This is a genomic window from Streptomyces shinuiensis (assembly GCF_043660855.1).
Classification (GTDB): domain Bacteria; phylum Actinomycetota; class Actinomycetes; order Streptomycetales; family Streptomycetaceae; genus Streptomyces.
Genome location: NZ_JBIHML010000001.1, coordinates 724,206 through 744,635 on the forward strand (window position 1 = coordinate 724,206; position 20,430 = coordinate 744,635).

The following is a 20,430-nucleotide window of genomic DNA, read 5'->3' on the forward strand; positions in this document are numbered from 1 at the left end:
CGCTCGTCGCGGAGGTCTCCGGGTGCCGTGGGGCACCGGGGCCAGCCGCACGCGGCCAGCGGTACACACCCGGGGCGACCGGGACCGGGACCTCGCGTCCCGGTGTCCGTGGGACGGCTGCCCCGGGCTTTCGCCGGCCCGACCGGCCGTGGCCTGTGTGCTGCGGCTCCTGCTCATCGAGGTTTTCCATCCTCAGTCCGGGCCGACCGGATGAGGGCAGGGGACAGCCCGGACGAGGCCGGTGATCCGGGTGGCCGAACAGCGGGTCCTGCGCAGGGGCCGCTAGGACATGAGCGCGGCGACGACCCTGCTCGGCGAGGGCACGGATCTTCGCGTGGGCTCGGTTGACCGTCTGCTGACCGGCGGAGAGGGCCCTCCAGCGTCGCCCGCAGGGGGTTCGGACGGCGCCCCCGGCACCGCGGTACGCCGTGTCCGCCCAGTAGGGGATACCCGCTGGGCGGACACGGCGTCGGCGATGCTGTCGCGGGCCGCGCGGAGGTCGTGGACGGCGCCGGGCGGGGCCGGTGAGGCCCACAGCAGCCGACCGAAGGGGTCCACGATGAACTGCACATTCGTTCCGTGCTTCGTACGTTTGGAGGATTCATGCCGGGTGTCGACGTGGGCTTCTCTCGTACGGCAGTTCCTCGGGGACCGGCAGGGGACCACACGGGGTGCGCGAACCCGAACGACCAGGGCACCCCTCACGCAGTGCCTGGTCGAAAAGCGCCAATTGCCCATGAAAGAAGGTTCCTTGGCCGGACCGGGGCCAAGGGGTCGCAGGTTCAAATCCTGTCGTCCCGACCAGCGGTATCGCAGGTCGCAGGGCCGCTTCCGCCGGACGGCGGCAGTGGCCTTCACCGTTTTCGGGGCCTGGCGGCCGCGGAGTGACCGCATCACCCGCGCCGCTTCCCCGGCCGCCGGCCGGCCGGGGCGCCCGCTCGGCGGATCGGTGCCGACCGGTCCTGGGTCCATGGTGGTCGACAGGGCGGAGTGCCGCAGCGTCTTGGACACCACCACCAACGGCGCCCCGCCGGTGAGGGAGATCGTCGTGGTCAGGCGCCCCCTGCCGAGGCGACAGGGACAGAGCTGAGCCGGGGACCCGCGTCCGAGCGGCCGGACGTCAGGCGGACAGGCCCGTCGAAGCGGGTGCGCCCGTCCGCGGCTGCGACACACGGCGCGGGCCCGGTTTACTTGAGGCGGACAGGTTTTGCTGTACAGGAGCGAGTACCGGTACCCGGGACCGGTCAGGGACGCTGAACAGACCCGGTGCTTCACGTCGCCCGCCGAAATTCAGCCGGGGCCAGTTCACGACGGAGCTGGAGTACTCGGCCAGTTGCACCCCGCAACCGGCGCTTGGATTCAGCCGATGAAGTCGGTCAGGTCGCGTTCGATGGCGGCCTTGGGCTTGGCGCCGACGATGGTCTTCACGACCTCGCCGCCCCGGTAGACGTTCATCGTCGGAATGGACATGATCCCGTACTTGGCGGCCGTCGCCGGGTTCTCGTCGATGTTGAGCTTGACGACGGTGAGCTTGTCGGCCTGCTCCTCCGAGATCGCCTCCAGCGACGGGGCGATCTGGCGGCACGGACCGCACCAGGCCGCCCAGAAGTCGACCAGGACCGGCTTGTCGCTCTTGAGGACGACTTCCTCGAAGGTGGCGTCGGTGGCGGTCACGGTGGCCATGGTGATCTCCTTGTTCCTCGGGGTGGGGATGGTGGGCTCAGAGGGCGGCGGCGGCCGCGGCCTCGTCGGTCTTCTCCGGCTCGGCGTGGTGCTTCTCGGGGGCGTCGACCAGGGCGGCCAGGTAGCGCTCGGCGTCCAGGGCGGCCGAGCAGCCGGTGCCGGCGGCGGTGATGGCCTGGCGGTAGGTGTGGTCGACCACGTCGCCGGCGGCGAAGACACCGGGGATGTTGGTGCGGGTGCTCGGCGCGTCGACGGTCAGGTAGCCCTCGCCGTCCAGGGTGAGCTGGCCGCCGAACAGCTCGGTGCGCGGATCGTGGCCGATGGCGATGAACAGCCCGGTCACCGGCAGGCGGGAGGAGGCGCCGGTGACGGTGTCGCGCAGGGTCAGCCCGGACAGCTTGCCGCCGTCGGCGTGCAGCTCGGCGACCTCGCTGTTCCAGAGGAACTCGATCTTGTCGTCGGCGAAGGCCCGCTCCTGCATCGCCTTGGACGCCCGCAGGGTGTCGCGGCGGTGGACGACGGTGACCCTCTCGGCGAAGCGGGACAGGAAGGTGGCCTCCTCCATGGCGGTGTCGCCGCCGCCGACCACCGCGATGTGCTGGCCCTTGAAGAAGAACCCGTCGCAGGTGGCGCACCAGGACACGCCGCGGCCGGACAGCTCCTCCTCCCGGGGCAGGCCGAGCCGGCGGTAGGCCGAGCCGGTGGCGACGATGACCGTCCTCGCCCGGTGCACGGTGCCGGCCGTGTCGGTCACGCTCTTGATCTCGCCCTCGAGGTCGACGGCGGTGATGTCGTCGGGAAGGAGTTCGGCGCCGAACCGCTCGGCCTGGGCGCGCATGTTGTCCATCAGGTCCGGGCCCATGACGCCGTCGCGGAAGCCGGGGAAGTTCTCCACCTCGGTGGTGTTCATCAGCGCGCCGCCGGCGGTCACCGAGCCCTCGAAGACCAGCGGCTTCAGGGCGGCGCGGGCGGTGTAGAGCGCTGCGGTGTATCCCGCCGGCCCGGAGCCGATGATGATCACGTTGCGGATGCCGTTGTCCGTCATGGCGTTCACGCCTTCCGCTCGGTGTCGATCTCGGCGATCAGGGCCTCGATCCGCTCGCGGATCTCGTCGCGGATGGGGCGGACGGCGTCCACGCCCTGCCCGGCCGGGTCCTCCAGCTTCCAGTCCAGGTACTTCTTGCCGGGGAAGACCGGACAGGTGTCGCCGCAGCCCATGGTGATGACGTAGTCGGATGCCTGGACGGCCTCGGCGGTCAGCACCTTGGGCACCTCGGCCGACATGTCGACGCCGGCCTCGCGCATGGCCTCGACGGCGGCCGGGTTGACCTGGTCGGCCGGGGCGGACCCGGCGGAGCGGACCTCCACTCGGCCGCCGGCCAGGTGGGTCAGCCAGGCGGCGGCCATCTGGGAACGGCCGGCGTTGTGGACGCAGACGAACAGCACGGACGGCTTATCGGACATGAGGGCTCTCTCTTGTCTCACGGCGGGACCGGGTGGCATCACCCCTGGCTGATGTGACAGTATCAGCCCATGCTGACGTCAGTCGACACTGACCTGATTCGGGTGCTCGCCGATCCGCTCAGGATGCGCATCGTGACCCTGCTGGCCACCGAAACCCTGTGCACCACCCACCTGGTCGCCGAGACCGGGGCCAAGCAGACCAACCTCTCCAACCACCTGCGCGTGCTGCGCGAGGCCGGAGTCGTGGAGACCGAACCCTGCGGCCGCTACACCTACTACCGCCTGCGCCCGGACGTCATCGAGCACCTGGGCCGCTCCTTCACCGAGCTGGCCCGAACCGCCCGCACCACCCGCGCCGCCGAAACCCGAAGGGCCTGCCCGTGACCGCGACCGAACCCGCCTCCCAGCCCCCCGCCGGAGGGCCCGACGCCGGGGACGACTCGATCGTCGGAAAACTCTCCACCCTCGACCGCTTCCTGGCGGTGTGGATCCTGGCCGCCATGGCCGCCGGCCTGGGTCTGGGCCGGCTGATCCCCGGCCTGAACGACGCCCTGAGCAAGGTCGAGATCGGCGGCATCTCGCTGCCCATCGCGCTCGGCCTGCTGATCATGATGTACCCGGTGCTGGCCAAGGTCCGCTACGACCGCCTCGACACCGTCACCGGCGACCGCAGGCTCCTGGTCTCCTCCCTGGTGATCAACTGGCTGGTCGGACCGGCCGTGATGTTCGCCCTGGCCTGGATCTTCCTGCCCGACCTGCCCGAGTACCGCACCGGCCTGATCATCGTCGGGCTCGCCCGCTGCATCGCCATGGTCATCATCTGGAACGACCTGGCCTGCGGCGACCGCGAGGCCGCCGCCGTCCTGGTCGCCCTCAACTCCGTCTTCCAGGTCCTCGCCTTCGGCCTGCTGGGCTGGTTCTACCTCGACCTGCTGCCCGGCTGGCTCGGCCTGGGCGACGGCGCGGCCCTGGACATCTCCGCCTGGGAGATCGCCGCCAACGTCGCCGTCTTCCTCGGCGTCCCCCTGCTGGCCGGCTACCTCACCCGCCGCATCGGCGAGCAGAAGATGGGCCGCACGGCATACGAGCAGCGCCTCCTGCCCAGGATCGGCCCCTGGGCGCTGTACGGGCTGCTGTTCACCATCGTCATCCTCTTCGCCCTCCAGGGAAGGACCATCACCTCCCAGCCATGGGACGTCGCCCGCATCGCACTGCCGCTGCTGGTCTACTTCGCGCTGATGTTCTTCGGCACCTTCGCCCTGGGCCAGGCCATCGGCCTGGCCTACGAGCGCACCACCACCCTGGCCTTCACCGCCGCCGGCAACAACTTCGAACTGGCCATCGCGGTCGCCATCGCCACCTTCGGCGTCACCTCCGGCCAGGCCCTGGCCGGTGTCGTCGGCCCCCTCATCGAGGTCCCCGTCCTCATCGCCCTGGTCTACGTCGCCCTCGCCTGGCGCAAGAAGTTCACCGCGGCGCGGCCGGGGTCATGACGCGGCGCACGGACGTGGTGGTGGTCGGCGGCGGCCAGGCCGGGCTCGCCGCCGGCTACCACCTGCGCCGTCAGGGCCTGGACTTCACCGTCCTCGACGCCCAGGACGCGCCCGGTGGCGCCTGGCGGCACGCCTGGAACTCCCTGCGCCTGTTCTCCCCCGCCGCCCACTCCTCGCTGCCCGGGCGGCCCATGCCCGCACAGCCCGGCGAGACCTACCCGGACGCCGACCACGTCGTCGGCTACCTCTCCGACTACGAGAAGCGCTACGACCTGCCCGTGCTGCGCGGTGTCCGCGTCCGTGCCGTCCGCCGCGACGGTGCGTTCCTGCGGGCCGAGACCGGCGAGGGAGCCTGGCGGGCCCGCGCGGTCGTCAGCGCCACCGGTACCTGGTGGCGCCCCTTCCTGCCCGCCGTCCCCGGGCGGGAGGCGTTCCGGGGCGGGCAGCTGCACACCACCGGCTACCGGGATCCCGGACAGTTCGCCGGCCGGCGCGTCATCGTGGCCGGGGGCGGCAACTCCGGGGCGCAGATCGCCGCCGACCTCGCACTGGCCGACGTGGACCTGACGTGGGTGACCGCTCGACCGCCGAGGTTCCTGGCCGACGACATCGACGGCCGGGCCCTGTTCGACGCCGCCACCGCACGGCGCCGCGCTCTGGACGAAGGCCGTGCCGACACCGGCGGGGTGGCCTCTCTCGGCGACATCGTCGCCGTGCCGCCCGTGCGCGAGGCCAGGGACGCCGGGCTGCTCAAGGCGTCCCCGATGTTCGTCCGCCTCACCGCCGACGGTGCCGCCTGGGCCGACGGCACGACCACCGGCGCGGACACGGTCATCTGGTGCACCGGCTTCCGGCCCGCCCTGTCCCACCTCTCGCCGCTCGCCCTGCGCGGAACGCGCGGCCACATCATCACCGACGGCACCCGGGCGACGGCGGAACCACGCCTGCACCTGCTCGGTTACGGCGACTGGACCGGGCCCGCCTCGGCCACCCTCATCGGCGTCGGGCGCCCGGCACGGGAAGCGGCGCGGCAGATCGCGGACCTGCTGCGCTGACCTCCCTCACCGGTACTTGCGGTTCAAAGGAACCGTGCTCCTCCAGTCGGGCGGCACCCGGTCGAGGATCTCCTCCACCACGTAGGCACCGGCGAGATGTCGTTCCGCGGCCCGCGATTGGACAGGCTGCTGCTGAGGACGGTCATGCCGGGCGGGTCGGGCGGCCGGCACAGCCCGGTCGGTTTCAGGAAATGAGCGGGCTCGCCGCGCACCCGGCCGATGCCGATGCTCATCACGCCGTCGTCCCGGCCCCCACTGTCACCGCGTCCGCCTCTTCCTGCCTCAGGTGACGGCCCGGCTGCGACGTTCGAGGAGGACGACGTCGCGCCAGGCGCCGTGGTGACGACCGATGCGCTCGCGGGTGCCGATGACACGGAATCCGGCCCGCTCGTGGGCTGCGAGGCTGGCGGTGTTCTCGGGGAAGACCCCGGACTGGATGGTCCAGATCCCGGCCGTCTCGGTGGAGTCGATCAGCGCCTTCAGCAGGGCGGAGGCGATACCGCGGCCGCGGGCGGCGGGGTGGACGTAGACGGAGTGCTCGACCACGCCCGCGTACGCGCACCGGTCCGAGACCCTGCTCGCGGCGACCCAGCCCAGCACCGACCCGTCCGCGTCCAGGGCGGCGAAGCGGTGCTCGGGCAGTTTCGCGGTGTCGAAGGCTTCCCAGGTCGGTGCGCCGGTCTCGAAGGTGGCGTTGCCCTCGTCGATGCCCGCCTGGTAGATCGCCAGAACCTGCTCGGCGTACACGGCGGTCAGTGGCACGATCCTCGCGCTCGACGCGGTGGTGCGGCTGGTCACGGTGCTGTTTCCCCCTTGCCGAAGACGGTCAGGCCACCGCGGACGCGTTCGCCAGGAGCCGGCTCATCGCGGCGAGCACGGACGGCTCGACACGGTAGTAGACCCAGGTGCCGCGCCGCTCGGAGGTGAGCAGACCGGCTTCCCTGAGCTTCTTCAGGTGGTGGGAGACGGTCGGCTGGGAGACGCCGACATCGGAGATGTCGCACACGCACGCCTCCTCGCCCGGGTGGGAGGCGACCGCGGAGAACAGCCGCAACCGGACCGGGTCGCCCAACGCCTTGAACATCCTGGCCGCGCGCTCGGCCTCCTCGGCGGTGAAGGGGCGTTCGGTCAGCGGCGGGCAGCACGGCTCCACGGAACCGGTCTCCAGCAGCGGCAGCACCTTCGCGTTCGACATACATCTATGTTGACATATATCGAACCAGAGGTCGAGGGACCGCCGGGACATCCCCTCGCCCGGCAGGTCAGAGCCCGGCCGCGACTGCCGGCCCATGCGGCCGCGTGGACCGGCGGCCGGTCACGAGCAGTACCACACCGACGTTCTCCCGCGCGCCGTCGGCCGTGCGGACGCCGAAGCCGGCGCCGCCACCCCCGACCGCCTCGACCCGCACGCGGGCGCGGATCCCGGTCCCCGGGTGCCGCGCGTACCGGGTCGGGCGGCCGACGGCTTCGCCGCGATGCGGGCGACGGCCGCCGTCCCCGCGGAACGGCAGGCCCGGCAGCGCGCTGAACCGAGTGGGCGAGAACATGGGGAGACCGCCCCAGCGGCGCGGCCACGACCCGTCGGCCCGCCCCGGTCACCACAGCGTCGGAGCACTCCGCGAACACCTCCCCGTTTCGATAACCATCTATGTTGACGTCCGTCGAATCAAGTGTCATGCTGATCGCGCAAGCCATCGACAGATGTCGAAACACCCGAGGAGTCGCCGTGAACTCGCCCACCAACGCCGAGCTGCCCGTCGCCGTGATCGGAGCCGGTCCCGTCGGCCTGGCCGCCGCCGCCCATCTGACCGAACGCGGCCTTGATCCGCTGGTCCTGGAGGCCGGACCGGCCGCGGGCAGCGCGGTGCGGCAGTGGAGCCACGTGCGGCTGTTCTCCCCCTGGGGCGAGGTCGTCGACCCGGCCGCCGAGAAGCTGCTGGCCCCCACCGGCTGGGTCCGGCCCGACCCGGTCGGCTACCCCTCCGGCGGCGACTGGGCCGAGCACTACCTCCAGCCGCTCGCCGACGCCCTCGCCGACCGGGTGCGCTACGGCGCCACCGTCACCGGCGTCTCCCGCACCGGCCGCGACCGCGTCGTGGACGCCGACCGCGCCGGCCAGCCCTTCACCGTGCACGTCCGGTACGCCGACGGGCGCGAGGAGCGGATCCTGGCCCGCGCCGTCATCGACGCCTCCGGCACCTGGACCACCCCCGGCCCGGCCGGCGGCGACGGCCTGCCCGCCCTCGGCGAGCACGCCGCGGCCGACCGCATCACCTACCGCGTCCCCGACCTCACCGACCCGGCCGTCCGCGCCCGTCACGCCGGCCGCCGCACCGCTGTCATCGGCTCCGGCGCCTCCGCCTTCACCGCGCTGGCCTACCTGGCCGACCTCGCCCGCTCCGACGACGGAGAAGGCACCCACGCCACCTGGATCCTGCGCCGCGGCATCTCCGGCTCCACCTTCGGCGGCGGCGAGGCCGACCAGCTCCCCGCCCGCGGCGCCCTGGGTCTGGCCGCCAAGGCCGCCGTCGACGACGGGTACGCCGACGCCGTCACCGGCTTCCGCACCCAGGCCATCGAGCGCGACGGCCACGGACGCCTGATCCTGGTCGGCGAGGACGGGCGGCGGCTGGAACCGGTCGACCAGCTCATCGTCCTCACCGGCTTCCGCCCCGACCTGTCCTTCCTGTCCGAACTGCGCCTGGGCCTGGACGAGCGCCTCCAGGCACCGGTGGCACTCGCCCCGCTGATCGACCCCAACGTCCACTCCTGCGGCACCGTCTACCCCCACGGCCACCGCGAGCTGTCCCACCCCGAACCCGGCGTCCACCTGGTGGGCATGAAGTCCTACGGCCGCGCCCCGACCTTCCTGGCCATGACCGGCTACGAGCAGGTCCGCTCCACCGCCGCCGCCCTCGCCGGAGACCTGGAGTCGGCCGACCGCGTGGAGCTGACCCTGCCCGAGACCGGAGTGTGCGGCGGCGCCGGACTCTTCGACACCCCCGAGACGGCCGAAGGCAGCGACCAGACCGGCGGGGGCTGCTGCGGCGCCCCGGCACCCGAACCGCAGCCCGTCCAGCTCACCACCCCCGCAACAGCCACCCCCGCACCGGCCACGACCCCGGCCGCACAGACCGCACAGACCGACCGGACCACACCCGCCGACCAGGCCCCGGCCGGCGGCTGCTGCGGCGCGTGACCACCCCTCACAGCAGCGGGGTCGCGACCGGATCGGGGGACCGGTCGCGACCCCGCGCCACCCTCCCCGCCCTCTGCGCCACCCAGATCACCGGCTGGGGAATCGTCTACTACGCCTTCCCGTGCTGAACCCGAGGATCACCACGGCCACCGGCTGGCCGACCGGGGCGACAACGGCCGCGTTCTCCCTCGCCCTGCTCGTCTCCGCCCTCGCCGGGATCCGTGTCGGCCGGATCATCGACCACCGCGGACCACGCACCGTCATGACCGCCGGCTCGGTCCTCGGCACGGTCAGTCTCCTGGTCATCGCCGCCGCTCCGAACCCGGCCGTGTTCTTCACCGGGTGGCTGCTGGCCGGAGGGGCGATGGCGGCCACCTTCTACCAGCCCGCCTTCGCCGCCCTGACCCGCTGGTGGGCCCCCGACCACATCCGCGCCCTGACCGCCGTCACCCTCGCCGGCGGGCTGGCCTCCACCGTCTTCGCGCCCCTCACCGCGGTGCTGGCCGACCACCTTTCCTGGCGCGCCACCTACGCCGTCCTCGCGGCGGTCCTCGCCGCCGTCACCATCCCCGCCCATGCCCTCGCCCTGCGCGCGCCCTGGCCCGCGGTCCCCTCCGAGTCCGCCCGTACCACCGGCAACGTCGCCGCGGCGGCGCGCACCCGGCCGTTCCGGATGCTGGCGATCTCCCTGACTCTTTCGGCCCTCGCCGTCTCCGCCGTCGTCATCGCCCTCGTCCCCCTCCTGGTCGAACGCGGCTACACCACCACTCAGGCCGCCTGGGCCCTGGGCCTGGGCGGCGCCGGACAGACCGCCGGCCGCGCCCTGTACGCCGCCCTCGCCCGCCGCACCACCGTGACCGCACGCACCACGTCGCTGGTCGCACTCGGCGGCGCCACCACCGCCGCCCTCGCGCTCGTCCCGGGCCCCTACGGCCTGCTGCTCACCCTGTCCGCCGCCGCCGGCATGGTCCGCGGAAACCTCACCCTGTTGCAGGCCACCGCCGTCACCGACCGGTGGGGCACCAGCCACTACGGCCGTCTCTCCGGGCTCCTCGCGGCCCCCACCACCACGGCGTCCGCTCTCGCTCCTTTCGCCGGAGCAGCCCTGGCCGCACCACTGGGCGGCTACCCCCACATGCTCACCGTCCTCGCCGTCGTCTCCTTCGTGGCGGCCCTCGGTGCGCTCGGCACCAAACCCCGCACCGTCCGCGGCGATGGAGGGCGCCATGCCGCCTGAACTCGCTCCGTTGACGCGCATACGAGTCGGCGCCGCCCGGACCAGGGAGCCCTTGTGGGCATCGGGCAGGAGAGCGCACGACGGAGATACGGGCAGGCCCATGCTTCCCGGGCGGGTTCACGGGGGCCGTCCGGGGACCACACGGGGTGCGCGCATCCGAGCGACCCGGGCGTTCTCCACGCGGCGACGGACCGGGAAGCACCGATCGCCCCTGGAACAGCGGCCTCCGGCCGCTGGGGTCAAGGTGTCGCATGTTCGGGTCCTGTCCCCCCGACCAGCGGTTTCGCAGGTCGCAGGGCCGCTTCTACCGGACGGCGGCAGTGGCCTTCACCGTTTTCGGGGCCTGGCGGCCGCGGAGTGACCGCATCACCCGCGCCGCTTCCCCGGCCGCCGGCCGGCCAGGGCGCCCGCTCGGCGGATCGGTGCCGACCGGTCCTGGGTCCATGGTGGTCGCGGGGTGGCCGCGCTCGGCCGTCGGCGCGGTGGAGCGCCACTCCACCGGTGACCGCTGCGCGGGCCCGGCGTTTCGGAACTTCCGCGCCCCGGCCGGAGGGCATGACGCGAATCCATCACTCCGCAGGATCGTCTCTGCCCGAACTGAGGCGTGGGCGCCGTGGTCGGAAGGTGCCCGGCCGCGGAAGCGGGACGGCTGTTTGGCGGTGGACCCTCCGGGGACCCGGGGCCCGTGGTGCACAGGTATCCACGCTCTCGTGCGTTTTCACCGCCGAGGGCCCGGCTGCCCGGCACGGACGGCTGCGAAGGCGGGTCGGTCCCGCCCTCGTGCGCGAGGGTCCGGGCCGTGGGGCCGGCCGGGTGAAGCCGCGTCCGCACCCCGGCGGGGGCGGTCCCCCGATCCGGCCGGCACACGGAGGCACGATCACCATGACCTGGCCGGACGGCTACCTCGCCGAGTTCCACCGCGAGCGCTCCGGGATCACCGAGGCGGTGCTGACCCGCACCGCCCACCGCGACGGCCGCACCACCCCGTACGAGTGGCTGCTCGACGCCGTCCCTCCGCAAGGCGGGGTCCTGGATCTGGCCTGCGGCAGTGCCCCGATGTGGCCCGCCCTGCGGGAGCGGCCGTACGTCGGGGTCGACACCTCCCCTGCGGAACTGGCCCTGGCGCGGGACAGAGGGGCCGGCCCGCTGCTGCTCGCGGACGCCGGCGCCCTGCCGCTCGCCACCGGCAGCACGGACACAGTGGTGTGCGCGATGGCCCTGCAGATCATGACCCCGCTGCCCGGCGTGCTGGCCGAGGCCGGCCGGGTCCTTCCGCCGGGCGGCCGTCTGGTGGCACTCGTGCCGGACCGGGGGCCCCTGCGGGGCGCCGACCCGCTGTGGCTGGCCGGCCTGCTGGCCGCGCTCGGCCGCACCATCGGCTACCCCAACGATGCCGCGCTGCGGCGCCCGCTGCCCCGTCTCCTGGGCGCGGCCGGGCTGCGCCTGGCCGACGACCGGCGGCGCCGCTTCATCTACCGACCGGCCGGGCCCGCGGACGCCGACCTGTTCCTGTCCTCGCTCTACCTGCCCGGTCTGCCGGCGTGGCGGCTGCGGGCGGCTCGCCGGTGGCTGCGCGTGGCGGCCCGCGTGCACGCCGGCCTGCCGGTACCGCTGCGCCGCATCACCGCCGTACGGAAGTGACACGGCGGCCGCCCGGCCGCCGCACACGCCGCCGGAACAGGGGGCGGCTTCCGCCTCACCGTGCCCGTGGAACTCGCCGCGCCGCCTCGCCGGGAGCGCGCGTCAGCGGCTCGTGCTCCGCGCACCGGGTACTGCCGTGCCATGGCACGGCAGTACCCGGTCGACCATGTACCGGACAGGCTGCTGACGTCCGAAGACGCCGAACCTCGGGGCGGGGCGGGCAGTGGCCGCTCACGGTACGGCGCGTGCCCGCCCGGGCGTACGGGACTGCGGCGCGTATGCGCCGGCGATCTCGTCGACCTGCTGGTATCCGGCGCGCAGCAGGAAGGTGTTCAGGCGGCCGTAGGACTTGGCGCCGAGGACGAAGAAGTGCGGTTCGGGGGTGCGCAGGATCTCGATCCCGGTGGACGGCTGGGCCAGGCAGTCGCCACCGGCCGAGCCGAGCAGGGCGGCGGAGAGGTTCATGGGGGCGGCGGTGGCGTAGCACTCGTGGATCTGGAGCTGCCGGTGGAGGGAGGCGTCGCCGCTGTACCCGGTCAGCGCCACGATGTGGTCGCAGACGATCTCGCGCGGGCCGTGCCCGGTGGCGAGGTCCGCGCGGATCCGGTCGCCGTCGGAGCTCAGGGCCCGGACGTGGGCGCCGGTGTGCACGGTGACGCGGTCGCAGGAGCCGTCGGCCAGGGCCCGTGAGGTGTCGACGAGCCGGCGGCGGCCCGGCAGCGTGTCGCCGGGGACGGCGCCCCAGTCGGGCGAGGGGCCGCGCACCACCCATTCCAGACGGGTACCGGGCAGGCGGGCCAGGGCGTCGGCGGCGGTCTGGGCGGACTTCCCGGCGCCGACGAGGAGGACGGTGCCCGCCCAGCGGTCCGGGTCGCCGGTGGGTGGGATGGTGCGGGTGATGCGGTGGTCCAGGGCCCGCTCGCCGGGGGCGGGGATGCCGCCGGCGCCGAGGGGGTTGGGGTGGGAGTAGGTGCCGGTGCAGTCCAGGACGAGGCCGGCCTCGGCGGTCTCCTCCGCGCGAGCGGGGTCGCCAGGGGTGTCGAGGAGGAGGGTGAAGGGCGCGGCGGCGCGGACGCCGGTGCCGATCTGTTCGTGTTTGAGCAGGCCGGTACGGGCGAGGGCGGCGACCCGGGTGCGCAGCCGGACGCGGCCCTCGAGTACGGGCAGCGCGGCGATCGGGTCGAGCAGGCGGTCGGCGAGTTCGGCTCCGGTGGGGCAGTCGTCGCCGGCCGGGGCGTTCGGCAGGTGGCGGCGCATCCGGTGGGAGACGTTGAGGTCCCAGGGGGTGAACAGGCGCACGTGCCCCCAGGTCCGTACATGGGCGGCGGTGGTGCCGCCCGCCTCGTAGACGGTGAACGGCCATCCGGCGTCGGCGCAGGCGAGTGCGGCGTCGAGGCCGACGGGCCCGGCGCCGAGGATCGCGACGTGTCGTTGCATGGTGACTCCCTCCTGCCCGCGGGTCAGACGGCGCAGTGAACGGGGCGGGGCAGGCTGCCGTCGGTGAGGCGGGCGGTGAAGAACCGCTCGGTCACCCGCTGTTTGCCGGTCTCCAGGGGGGTTCCGGCGGGGGCGAGGTGCAGGTCGGGGCTGGTGGCCAGGTCGGCTCCGGCGGGGTGCCAGTGCAGTCCGTCGGCGGTGACGGCCAGTTCCGGGATGCTGGAGTCCTCGCCGATCTCGACCCCGCTCTCGGAGAAGCCGCGGCGCAGCAGCGGGCGTACGGCGAAGTGGTCGGCGGGCAGGCCGAGTGAGGCCAGCAGTTCGGCGACCGCGGGGATCTCGCGGGTGTTGTCCGGGGTTTCGGTGAGGGCGACGCGCGGGGGCAGGCCGAGGTCGATCAGGCGGCGGATGCCGTCCAGGGTCCGCCGCCAGGAGCCGGAGCCGCGGTGCGCGTCGTGGGTGTGGGCGGTTGCACCGTCCAGGGAGGTCTGGACGGTGAGCTTGCGGCCGGCCAGGTCGGCCAGTCCGTCGGCGCGGCGGCCGCGCAGCAGCATGGCGTTGGTCATGACGACGGTGGGCAGCCGCGTGGAGGCGTGGTCGAGGATCTCGACGATGTCGGGGTGGAGGAAGGGCTCGCCGCCGGTGAGGTACAGCTCGGTGAACCCGGCCCCGACGGCCTCGTCGGCCAGGGCTCGGACGGTGTCGGCGGGCAGGGTGCGGGGGTCCGCCTTCGGCGAGGAGGCCACCGCGCAGTAGTCGCAGGCCAGGTTGCAGTGGAAGTTGGTGTAGAGCCACAGCCGGGACGGGAAGTACGCGGTGCCGAACAGCGGCACCACCGGGCGGTCGCCGTGCGGGTCCGGTTCGGCGGACGGCCCCCAGCGGTCCTCGGCGGGTGTGAAACCGGCGGGCAGGGTGGAGCGGTAGAGATGGTAGCGGCCCCGGGAGCGCTCGGGTGGGGGCAGGACCTCCAGGCAGGTGGTCCACCAGCCGGTCTCGATGGTCTCGGCGAACACCTCGGGCAGCCCGGCGGCGCGCATCGACCGGGCCTGGGCCCGCCAGTCGTAGGCGAGGGGGACCAGTTCCGCGGACACGCACCCGCCGTCGAGGTCGAGGACGGCGTACCGGACCTCGCGGCGGCCGTCGTTGGCCGGTTTGCCGAGCACTCCGACGTTGACCACCAGCGTGTCGCCGACGCGCCGCTGCCAGGGCAGGCCGCTGTGGGTGCACAGCACCACGTCCGCGCCGGACGCCTCGGCGCGCAGGCGGTGCTGGTCCTCGGGAAGCGACTCCCACCAGAAGTCGTTCAGCGCCAGGGTGGAGCCGTGGACCATGTGGACGTCCGTGCCGTCGATGGTCTCGCGGTGTTCGGTGGGCAGGGTGCCCATCCAGGCGGCGAAGTCGCGGCCGGTGGTGGCCAGGGTGTGGTCGTAGATCAGCTGGGCGTACTCGTTGTCCTTCGGGTCGCGGTAGCCGCAGCCGCAGTCGGTGTCGCCGCGGGCGACGGCCACGTCGTAGTTACCCGCGACGCACTCGACGGCGTTGTCGGTCAGGATCGGCCACAGGGCGTCGACCTCGGCTCCGAACCCGCCGAGGTCGCCCAGGCAGAAAAGCCGCTCGCAGCCTCGGGCGCGGGCGTCGTCGACGAAGGCCGCCAGGGCGTACGGATTGCCGTAGGGGCCTCCGCATACCGCGATGCGCATGGGGTTTCTCCAGGGTCGGGAAGGTGGTGCGGGGTGTCAGGGGTTCCGCGAGGCCGGTCGGAACCGTTCGCGGCACAGGAGGAGTCCGGGGCCCGCGGCGTAGCGGGCGCGGATGGATTCGGGGTCGACGCCCGCGAAGTACAGCAGTTTCAGGTACTGCATGAAGGCGATCATGCGCCAGGTGCCATGGGCGGTCAGGCGGCGGGAGGAGGCCGTCGAGGTGGCGGGCAGCAGGCGCAGCCGGCCGCGCCGGTGCAGACGCCGCGACATCTCCAGGTCCTCCATGATGGCCAGGTCCGGGAAGCCGCCGAGGTCGTCGAAGACGGTGCGGCGGACGAACATGGCCTGGTCGCCGAAGACATGGTGCAGGCGGCGGGCCCTTATGTTGGACGTCCGGGCCAGGTAGTCCAGGCCGGGGGTCCTGCGGTCGAAGCGGAGGGTCAGCCCTCCCCCGACCACCCGCGGGTCGGTGAGGCAGGCGCGGATCTGGCCGAGGGCGGCCGGGTCGATCGCGGTGTCGGCGTGGACGAACCACAGCACCTCGCCATGGGCGTGGCGGGCGCCTTCGTTCATCTGCCGGGCGCGACCGCGGGCACCGCGCACCACCGTCGCGTGGGGGGCGGCGAGGGCGGCGGTGGCGTCGGTGGAACCGCCGTCGACGACGATCAGCTCGCAGTCGGGGAAGTCCCGGCGCAGGCGGCCCAGCGCGGCCTGGATCGTGTCCTCCTCGTCGAGGACGGGGACGATGACCGACACCTTCACGTGTTCTCCTCGGGCCGGAGCAGGGCGGCGATCCGGGGCGGCAGCAGCGGATCCCGCAGGAGTGCGGCGGCGTCCCCGGGAGTGTCCAGGTCCCGCAGGGGGGAGAGGAGTTCGGTGCGCAGCCCCTGGCCGGCGGCGAGCGCGAGGGTGGCGGCCAGCACCTTGTCCGTGCTCCACCACGCCGGGTCGAGACCGAAGAGCCGGGGGTGCGGGGCGTGTGTGCCGATCAGGTAGTAGCCGCCGTCCAGCGCCGGCCCCAGCACCACGTCCCGGCCGTCCAGGGCCGTGAGGGCGGCGGCCAGCAGGTCACCGGTCAGGGTGGGTGCGTCGGTTCCGATGACCAGCAGCGGTCCGGCTCCGTCGGCGAACGCCTCCCCCGTCGCGGCCGCCAGCCGCCGCCCGAGGTCCCCGCCGCGCTGGGTGAGCATGCGGACGGCGGGGGGCGCCGGGTCGCGGGCGGCGGCCGGGCCGTCGCCCGTGGTGTACGCCAGGTAGGTGCGCAGACCGAGCGACGCCACCGTCTCCAGGGCGTGCCGGATGAGTTCGGCCTGCAACCCGGCGCAGCGTGCGGGGCCGAGCAGCGGATGCAGCCGGGTCTTGACCGTGCCCGGCCGGGGTTCCTTGGCCATCACCAGGACGGCGGGGGTTCCCGTGCTCACGAGCCGAACCGGTGGACGACCCCAGCGGGTGTCACCGGCTGCGCGTCCAGCAGGGGCAGGGCGTGCCCGACCAGGTCGGCCAGGACCTTCCGGCTCGCCGCCATCCGTTCCAGCAGTGCCTCGACCGGCTCGGGCACGGGTGCGACGCCGTTGGCGTGGTCGGTGACGAACCCGACCAGGGCCAGGGGCAGTTCGGCCTCTCCGGCGAGAACCGCCTCCGGACCCGCGGTCTGGCTGACGGCGGTGACGCCCGCGGCGGCCAGGGCCGCGATCTCGGGGCGGCTGTTGAACCGGGGGCCGTCCACGTGCCCGTACACCCCGCCGGGGACGACGGGCACCCCGGTGTGCCCGGCGGCGGTGACCAGTGCCTGGCGCAGCGGTTCGCTGAAGGGCCTCTCGAAGATCCAGTGACCGCGGCCGGCCTCGCCGGGGGTGTCGTACCAGGTGCACAGGCTGCCGTCGGGCAGCCGGTTGGCGGGGAAGTACAGGTCGTCGAAGACCACCAGCGAGCCGGGCCGGACGGCCGCGTCCACGGATCCGCAGACGGTGAGGGACACCACGGCCTCGACCTTGCGGTCGAGCAGGGCGGCGAGGTTGGCCTTGTGGTCGACCTGGCCGGACAGCCGGTGGTGGCCCTCGCCGTGCCGGGACAGCTGCACGATCTCCCCGCCGGGCAGACGGCCCTCGGTGACCGTGACCGTTCCGTGGCCGGTGGTGACGGCCTGCTCGGCGGCGTCGTGCAGGTGGGGCCAGCGGTAGCTGCCCGAGCCGGTGATGACTCCGATGCGCATGGGCTACTTCTCCTCGTTGTCCTCGGCGGTGGAGGGTCCGGGGCGGGTGGTGCGGTCGCGGACCCCGACGACCGGCAGCAGGGTGCGCAGCGCCGCGTTCTCGCCCGGGTCGAGGACGGAGTGCTGGACGCAGGCGGGCACCAGGGTGCCGTCCTCGGGGTGGGCCATGGCGTAGTGGCAGGCGGACAGCCGCTCCTGGGTCTCGCGCAGCCTCGGGTCCTCGCTCGTCTCGCCGCGCCGCATCAGCTCCCAGGCCGGGGCGACGTCCTCGGCGTCCATGAACTGGTGCATCACGAACGTCACCGGCCGTACCCGCAGGCGGTTGCGGAGCAGCCCGCCGACGCCCACGCGGCGCACCGTGCGCACCAGCCAGCCCAGCGCCGTGGTGACGGCGGCCGGGTGCCGGACGACGACGCGCAGCACTCTGGCGGCGAGCAGGGCGGGCGGGGTGCCGGTGAAGTTGACCTTCCCGAAGTGGCGGAAGAAGGCGTCGCGCACCGCCAGGTCGCGGGGGTCGTCCCCGTCCAGGAAGGGGAACCACCGCTCGCCGGCGTAGAAGCCGTAGGCGGTGCGGTTGCAGCGCACGTCGCCGTTGTGGAACACGTCGTGGTCCAGCCGGGCACCGGCGCCGCGCTCGATCTCCGCCCACACCGCGTCCGGGGTCGCCTCGCGGTAGTCCTCCTTCCAGCGCCGCTCGTCGCCGACGAAGGCGGCCGGCTGGAAGGAGAACATGCCGAACCCCATGGCGTGGCAGTCGCGGATGACGTCCGCGACCTCCTCCAGGTTGCCGGGGGTGACGGTCATGTTGTGGGCGAGGAAGGAGCGTACGCCGTGTTCGCGGCGGAGCCTGGCGAACATGTGGGTGAAGCGCCGGCGGTAGGGGTTCAGCGCCCTCTCGCTCGGCGGGCGTTCGATGCCGCGCCGCCCGTACATGAGCTTGTCGAAGTGCGCGGCGAAGGAGAGCCGGCCGAAACGCCTCCTGCCGTCGGGTCCCAGCGCCAGCCGCACCAGGTGGTCGTAGTCGAAGTCGCCATGGGTGAAGCTCATCGGCTCGCGGCCGTGCTCACGCATGATCTCCAGGGCGGCTGCGTGGTCGTCGGGCGGCAGCAGGCTGACCTCGCCACCGATGAGCTGGGCGTGGGCGCGCGGGCCGCGCAGCCTGCGCAGCAGGCCCATCTGGGCGGCGACCTGCTCACGGGTGTGGGGGCCGTCGACGCGGACGGCGTTGGCGTCGCGGGAGTGGTAGCAGGGGGTGCACTTCAGGTTGCACCTGGGGAAGACGCCGTGGGTGCCCTCGCACCCCACGGCGTGCCGGCCGATGACCTGGGCGGGTGTTCTGGCCGACTGCGGCAGTTCGGCCCAGCGGCGCTCCATCGCCGCCACGAACTCCGGGTCGTAGGGGCGGGTGGCACGTTCCAGGGCGCGCAGCGACGCCATCAGTCCCATCGGGTGTTCTCCTGCTCTGTGCGTGGGGTGCCGGGTACCGGCCGGGGGATCACCGCCGTACCTTCCTGCGCAGGGTGAGCAGCGCGCCGGTGGCCCGGCTGCCGCGGGCCAGGCGGGCGTGGACGTCGGCCAGGGCTGCGTGCCAGGGGCCGTCGGCGTAGGTCGGGTAGGGGTGCACGGTCCGGGCGTACTCGGACGCGGTCCAGCCCAGCCGGACCGCGGAGGCCAGGTGCGCGATCGTCTCCCCGGCCCGCGGCGCGACGACCGTGGCGCCGACGACTCGGCCGCGCGGGCCCAGCACCAGGGTGGTGAGGCCCTCGGTACGGCCGTCGGCGACGGCCCGGTCGACCCGGTCGTGGTCCAGGGAGCGCACCCGTACCGCGTCGCCGAACCTCTCGCGCGCCTCGTCGGCGGTCAGCCCCACGCGAGCGATCTCGGGGTCGGTGTACGTCACCTGCGGCACGGCGTCGTAGCCGATCCGGCGCCGCACCCCGAGCAGGGCGTCCGTGGCGGCGGCCGCCCCCTGCACGCCGCCCAGATGGGTGAAGGCCGAGCGGCCGGTGACGTCCCCGGCGGCGTAGACGCGCGGGTTGGCGGTACGCAGCCGGTCGTCCACCCGGACGTGTCCGCGCCCGGTCAGCTCCACCCCGGCCGACTCCAGGCCGAGCCCGGCGGTGCCGGCGCTGCGGCCGGTGACGGCCAGCAGGACGTCGTACGGCAGGGGTCCGCCCGGGCCGTACAGCGCCCCGCCGTCGGCCTTCTCGGCCCGGTGGCCGGTCAGGACTGTGAGCCCTTCGGACTCAAGCCGCTCCCGCAGCACCCGGGAGGCGCGCGGCTCCTCACGGGGCATCAGCCGGTCCGCCGCCTCCACGATCGTCACCTGCGAGCCGAGGCGTGCGAACGCCTGGCCCAGCTCGCATCCGATGGGTCCGCCGCCCAGCACGACCAGGCGCGCCGGCAGCTCGGCCAGGTCCCAGACGGTGTCGCTGGTCAGCGGATCCGCCTCGGCCAGACCGGGGACCGGGGGCAGGGCCGGGGACGAGCCGGTGGCGATCACCGCGTACCGGAAGGACACCTCCCGCCCGTCGACGGCGAGGGTGCGCGGCCCGGTGAAGACGGCACGGCCGTGCGCCGTCTTCACACCGAGCGAACCGAGCGCCTCGGCCGAGTCGTGCGGCTCGATCGCGGCGATCGCCCGTCTGATGCGCCCCATCACCGCAGCCAGATCGGCGGGGCCGGCAGGGGCGGACAGACCGTGGTCCCCGGCACGGCGGGCGGCCGCCACCTCGGCGGCCGCGTGCAGCAGCGCCTTGCTGGGCACGCATCCCGTCCACAGGCAGTCCCCGCCCAGCCGGTTCCGCTCCACCAGCAGGGTCCGGGCGCCGAACCGCCCGGCGGTGCGGGCCGCCGTCAGTCCGGCACTTCCGCCGCCGATGACCACCAGGTCGTAGACGCTCATGGTGCAGTCCTTCTCCAGCTCTCCGGGCGGGTACGGCGGTTCGGCCGCGGTCAGCGGCGCGGGAGGGTAACCCGCCGGGACAACTCCAGCCTTCCCTCCGCACACAGGTTTCCGGCGGTGGCGCCCCGGACCGGTCCTCCGGTCCGGCGTGTCGCGGATGGAACGGCATGGACGGAATGGCGTGGCGGCCGACCGGGTTCCCGGTGAGGCCGCGGAGCGCGGCAGGTCCGCCGACAGGCGCGTACCGGCCCCGCGGAACCCTGCGGCGCATACGGCACGAGCGGTACCGGACCGGGAAGGGCGGCCCGATGGGCGGGCGGGGGGCGGGCGCCGTCGCGTCACCGCCTGCCACGGCTCCCCGCCCCGGCCTCACCGCACGGCCCCGCCCGGCCGAGCGGCCCCGC

17 protein-coding genes and 2 pseudogenes are annotated in these 20,430 nt (G+C 73.8%); 6 read left to right on the plus strand and 13 right to left on the minus strand.

What is annotated here, in order from left to right; translation table 11 throughout:
• Positions 1-192: 192 nt before the first annotated feature.
• The 4 genes and pseudogenes from ACGRHY_RS03130 to ACGRHY_RS03145 form a co-directional block, all read right to left on the minus strand.
• Positions 193-600, minus strand: a pseudogene (locus tag ACGRHY_RS03130) (transposase family protein); the annotation flags it as partial.
• Between the two features lie 759 nt (positions 601-1,359).
• Positions 1,360-1,689: a thioredoxin gene (gene trxA, locus ACGRHY_RS03135; protein ID WP_394637907.1), complete on the minus strand. Its 330-nt coding sequence runs from the start codon at positions 1,687-1,689 to the stop codon at positions 1,360-1,362.
• Between the two features lie 31 nt (positions 1,690-1,720).
• Positions 1,721-2,728 carry a thioredoxin-disulfide reductase gene (trxB, locus tag ACGRHY_RS03140; RefSeq protein WP_394633850.1) on the minus strand — a complete coding sequence of 336 codons (1,008 nt, stop codon included), beginning with the start codon at positions 2,726-2,728 and terminating at the stop codon, positions 1,721-1,723.
• A gap of 5 nt (positions 2,729-2,733) precedes the next feature.
• Positions 2,734-3,147, minus strand: coding sequence for an arsenate reductase ArsC (locus ACGRHY_RS03145; protein ID WP_394633851.1), 414 nt, complete (start codon positions 3,145-3,147; stop codon positions 2,734-2,736).
• A 69-nt stretch (positions 3,148-3,216) separates the two neighbouring features.
• Between ACGRHY_RS03145 and ACGRHY_RS03150 the strand changes: the two genes are divergently transcribed.
• From ACGRHY_RS03150 to ACGRHY_RS03160, 3 genes are read left to right on the plus strand one after another with little or no spacing between them, the layout of a single operon-like run.
• Positions 3,217-3,531: an ArsR/SmtB family transcription factor gene (locus ACGRHY_RS03150; RefSeq protein ID WP_093658086.1), complete on the plus strand. Its 315-nt coding sequence runs from the start codon at positions 3,217-3,219 to the stop codon at positions 3,529-3,531.
• On the plus strand, positions 3,528-4,640 hold the full coding sequence (gene arsB, locus ACGRHY_RS03155; protein ID WP_394633852.1) for an ACR3 family arsenite efflux transporter: 1,113 nt from the start codon (positions 3,528-3,530) through the stop codon (positions 4,638-4,640). Before ACGRHY_RS03150 ends, arsB begins: the two co-directional genes overlap by 4 nt.
• Positions 4,637-5,695, plus strand: a complete 1,059-nt coding sequence (locus tag ACGRHY_RS03160; RefSeq protein ID WP_394633853.1) for an ArsO family NAD(P)H-dependent flavin-containing monooxygenase — start codon at positions 4,637-4,639, stop codon at positions 5,693-5,695. Before arsB ends, ACGRHY_RS03160 begins: the two co-directional genes overlap by 4 nt.
• Positions 5,696-5,977: 282 nt before the next feature.
• On the opposite strand, the gene ACGRHY_RS03165 is transcribed toward ACGRHY_RS03160, so the two are convergent.
• Both ACGRHY_RS03165 and ACGRHY_RS03170 read right to left on the minus strand, forming a co-directional pair.
• Positions 5,978-6,493 (minus strand): GNAT family N-acetyltransferase, encoded by a 516-nt coding sequence (locus ACGRHY_RS03165; RefSeq protein ID WP_394633854.1) that lies wholly within the window; start codon positions 6,491-6,493, stop codon positions 5,978-5,980.
• 28 nt (positions 6,494-6,521) lie between these two features.
• Positions 6,522-6,890, minus strand: a complete 369-nt coding sequence (locus ACGRHY_RS03170) for an ArsR/SmtB family transcription factor (protein WP_394633855.1) — start codon at positions 6,888-6,890, stop codon at positions 6,522-6,524.
• Between the two features lie 480 nt (positions 6,891-7,370).
• Between ACGRHY_RS03170 and ACGRHY_RS03175 the strand changes: the two genes are divergently transcribed.
• From ACGRHY_RS03175 to ACGRHY_RS03185, 3 genes and pseudogenes are all read left to right on the plus strand, one after another.
• Entirely contained in the window at positions 7,371-8,894 is a 1,524-nt protein-coding gene (locus ACGRHY_RS03175) for an FAD-dependent oxidoreductase (protein ID WP_394633856.1), read from the plus strand.
• Positions 8,891-10,131: pseudogene (locus ACGRHY_RS03180) on the plus strand (MFS transporter). Before ACGRHY_RS03175 ends, ACGRHY_RS03180 begins: the two are co-directional and overlap by 4 nt.
• An 882-nt stretch (positions 10,132-11,013) precedes the next feature.
• Complete coding sequence (locus tag ACGRHY_RS03185; RefSeq protein ID WP_394633857.1) at positions 11,014-11,772, plus strand: class I SAM-dependent methyltransferase; 759 nt, start codon at positions 11,014-11,016, stop codon at positions 11,770-11,772.
• Between the two features lie 231 nt (positions 11,773-12,003).
• Here ACGRHY_RS03185 and ACGRHY_RS03190 read toward each other — a convergent pair whose 3' ends face one another.
• From ACGRHY_RS03190 to ACGRHY_RS03220, 7 genes are read right to left on the minus strand one after another with little or no spacing between them, the layout of a single operon-like run.
• Entirely contained in the window at positions 12,004-13,209 is a 1,206-nt protein-coding gene (locus ACGRHY_RS03190; protein ID WP_394633858.1) for a Rossmann-fold NAD(P)-binding domain-containing protein, read from the minus strand.
• A 23-nt stretch (positions 13,210-13,232) separates the two neighbouring features.
• Positions 13,233-14,909: a radical SAM protein gene (locus tag ACGRHY_RS03195; protein WP_394633859.1), complete on the minus strand. Its 1,677-nt coding sequence runs from the start codon at positions 14,907-14,909 to the stop codon at positions 13,233-13,235.
• Positions 14,910-14,945: 36 nt separating this feature from the next.
• The gene (locus tag ACGRHY_RS03200; protein WP_394633860.1) at positions 14,946-15,671 is read right to left on the minus strand and encodes a TIGR04283 family arsenosugar biosynthesis glycosyltransferase; all 726 of its coding nucleotides are present in this window, start codon (positions 15,669-15,671) and stop codon (positions 14,946-14,948) included.
• Positions 15,668-16,330, minus strand: a complete 663-nt coding sequence (locus tag ACGRHY_RS03205; protein ID WP_394633861.1) for a TIGR04282 family arsenosugar biosynthesis glycosyltransferase — start codon at positions 16,328-16,330, stop codon at positions 15,668-15,670. The genes ACGRHY_RS03200 and ACGRHY_RS03205 overlap by 4 nt, the downstream gene beginning before the upstream one ends.
• Positions 16,327-17,121 carry an MTAP family purine nucleoside phosphorylase gene (locus ACGRHY_RS03210; protein WP_394633862.1) on the minus strand — a complete coding sequence of 265 codons (795 nt, stop codon included), beginning with the start codon at positions 17,119-17,121 and terminating at the stop codon, positions 16,327-16,329. The genes ACGRHY_RS03205 and ACGRHY_RS03210 overlap by 4 nt, the downstream gene beginning before the upstream one ends.
• A gap of 3 nt (positions 17,122-17,124) precedes the next feature.
• The gene (locus ACGRHY_RS03215) at positions 17,125-18,567 is read right to left on the minus strand and encodes a radical SAM protein (protein ID WP_394633863.1); all 1,443 of its coding nucleotides are present in this window, start codon (positions 18,565-18,567) and stop codon (positions 17,125-17,127) included.
• A gap of 49 nt (positions 18,568-18,616) precedes the next feature.
• Entirely contained in the window at positions 18,617-20,026 is a 1,410-nt protein-coding gene (locus tag ACGRHY_RS03220) for a dihydrolipoyl dehydrogenase family protein (RefSeq protein WP_394633864.1), read from the minus strand.
• Positions 20,027-20,430: the final 404 nt, after the last annotated feature.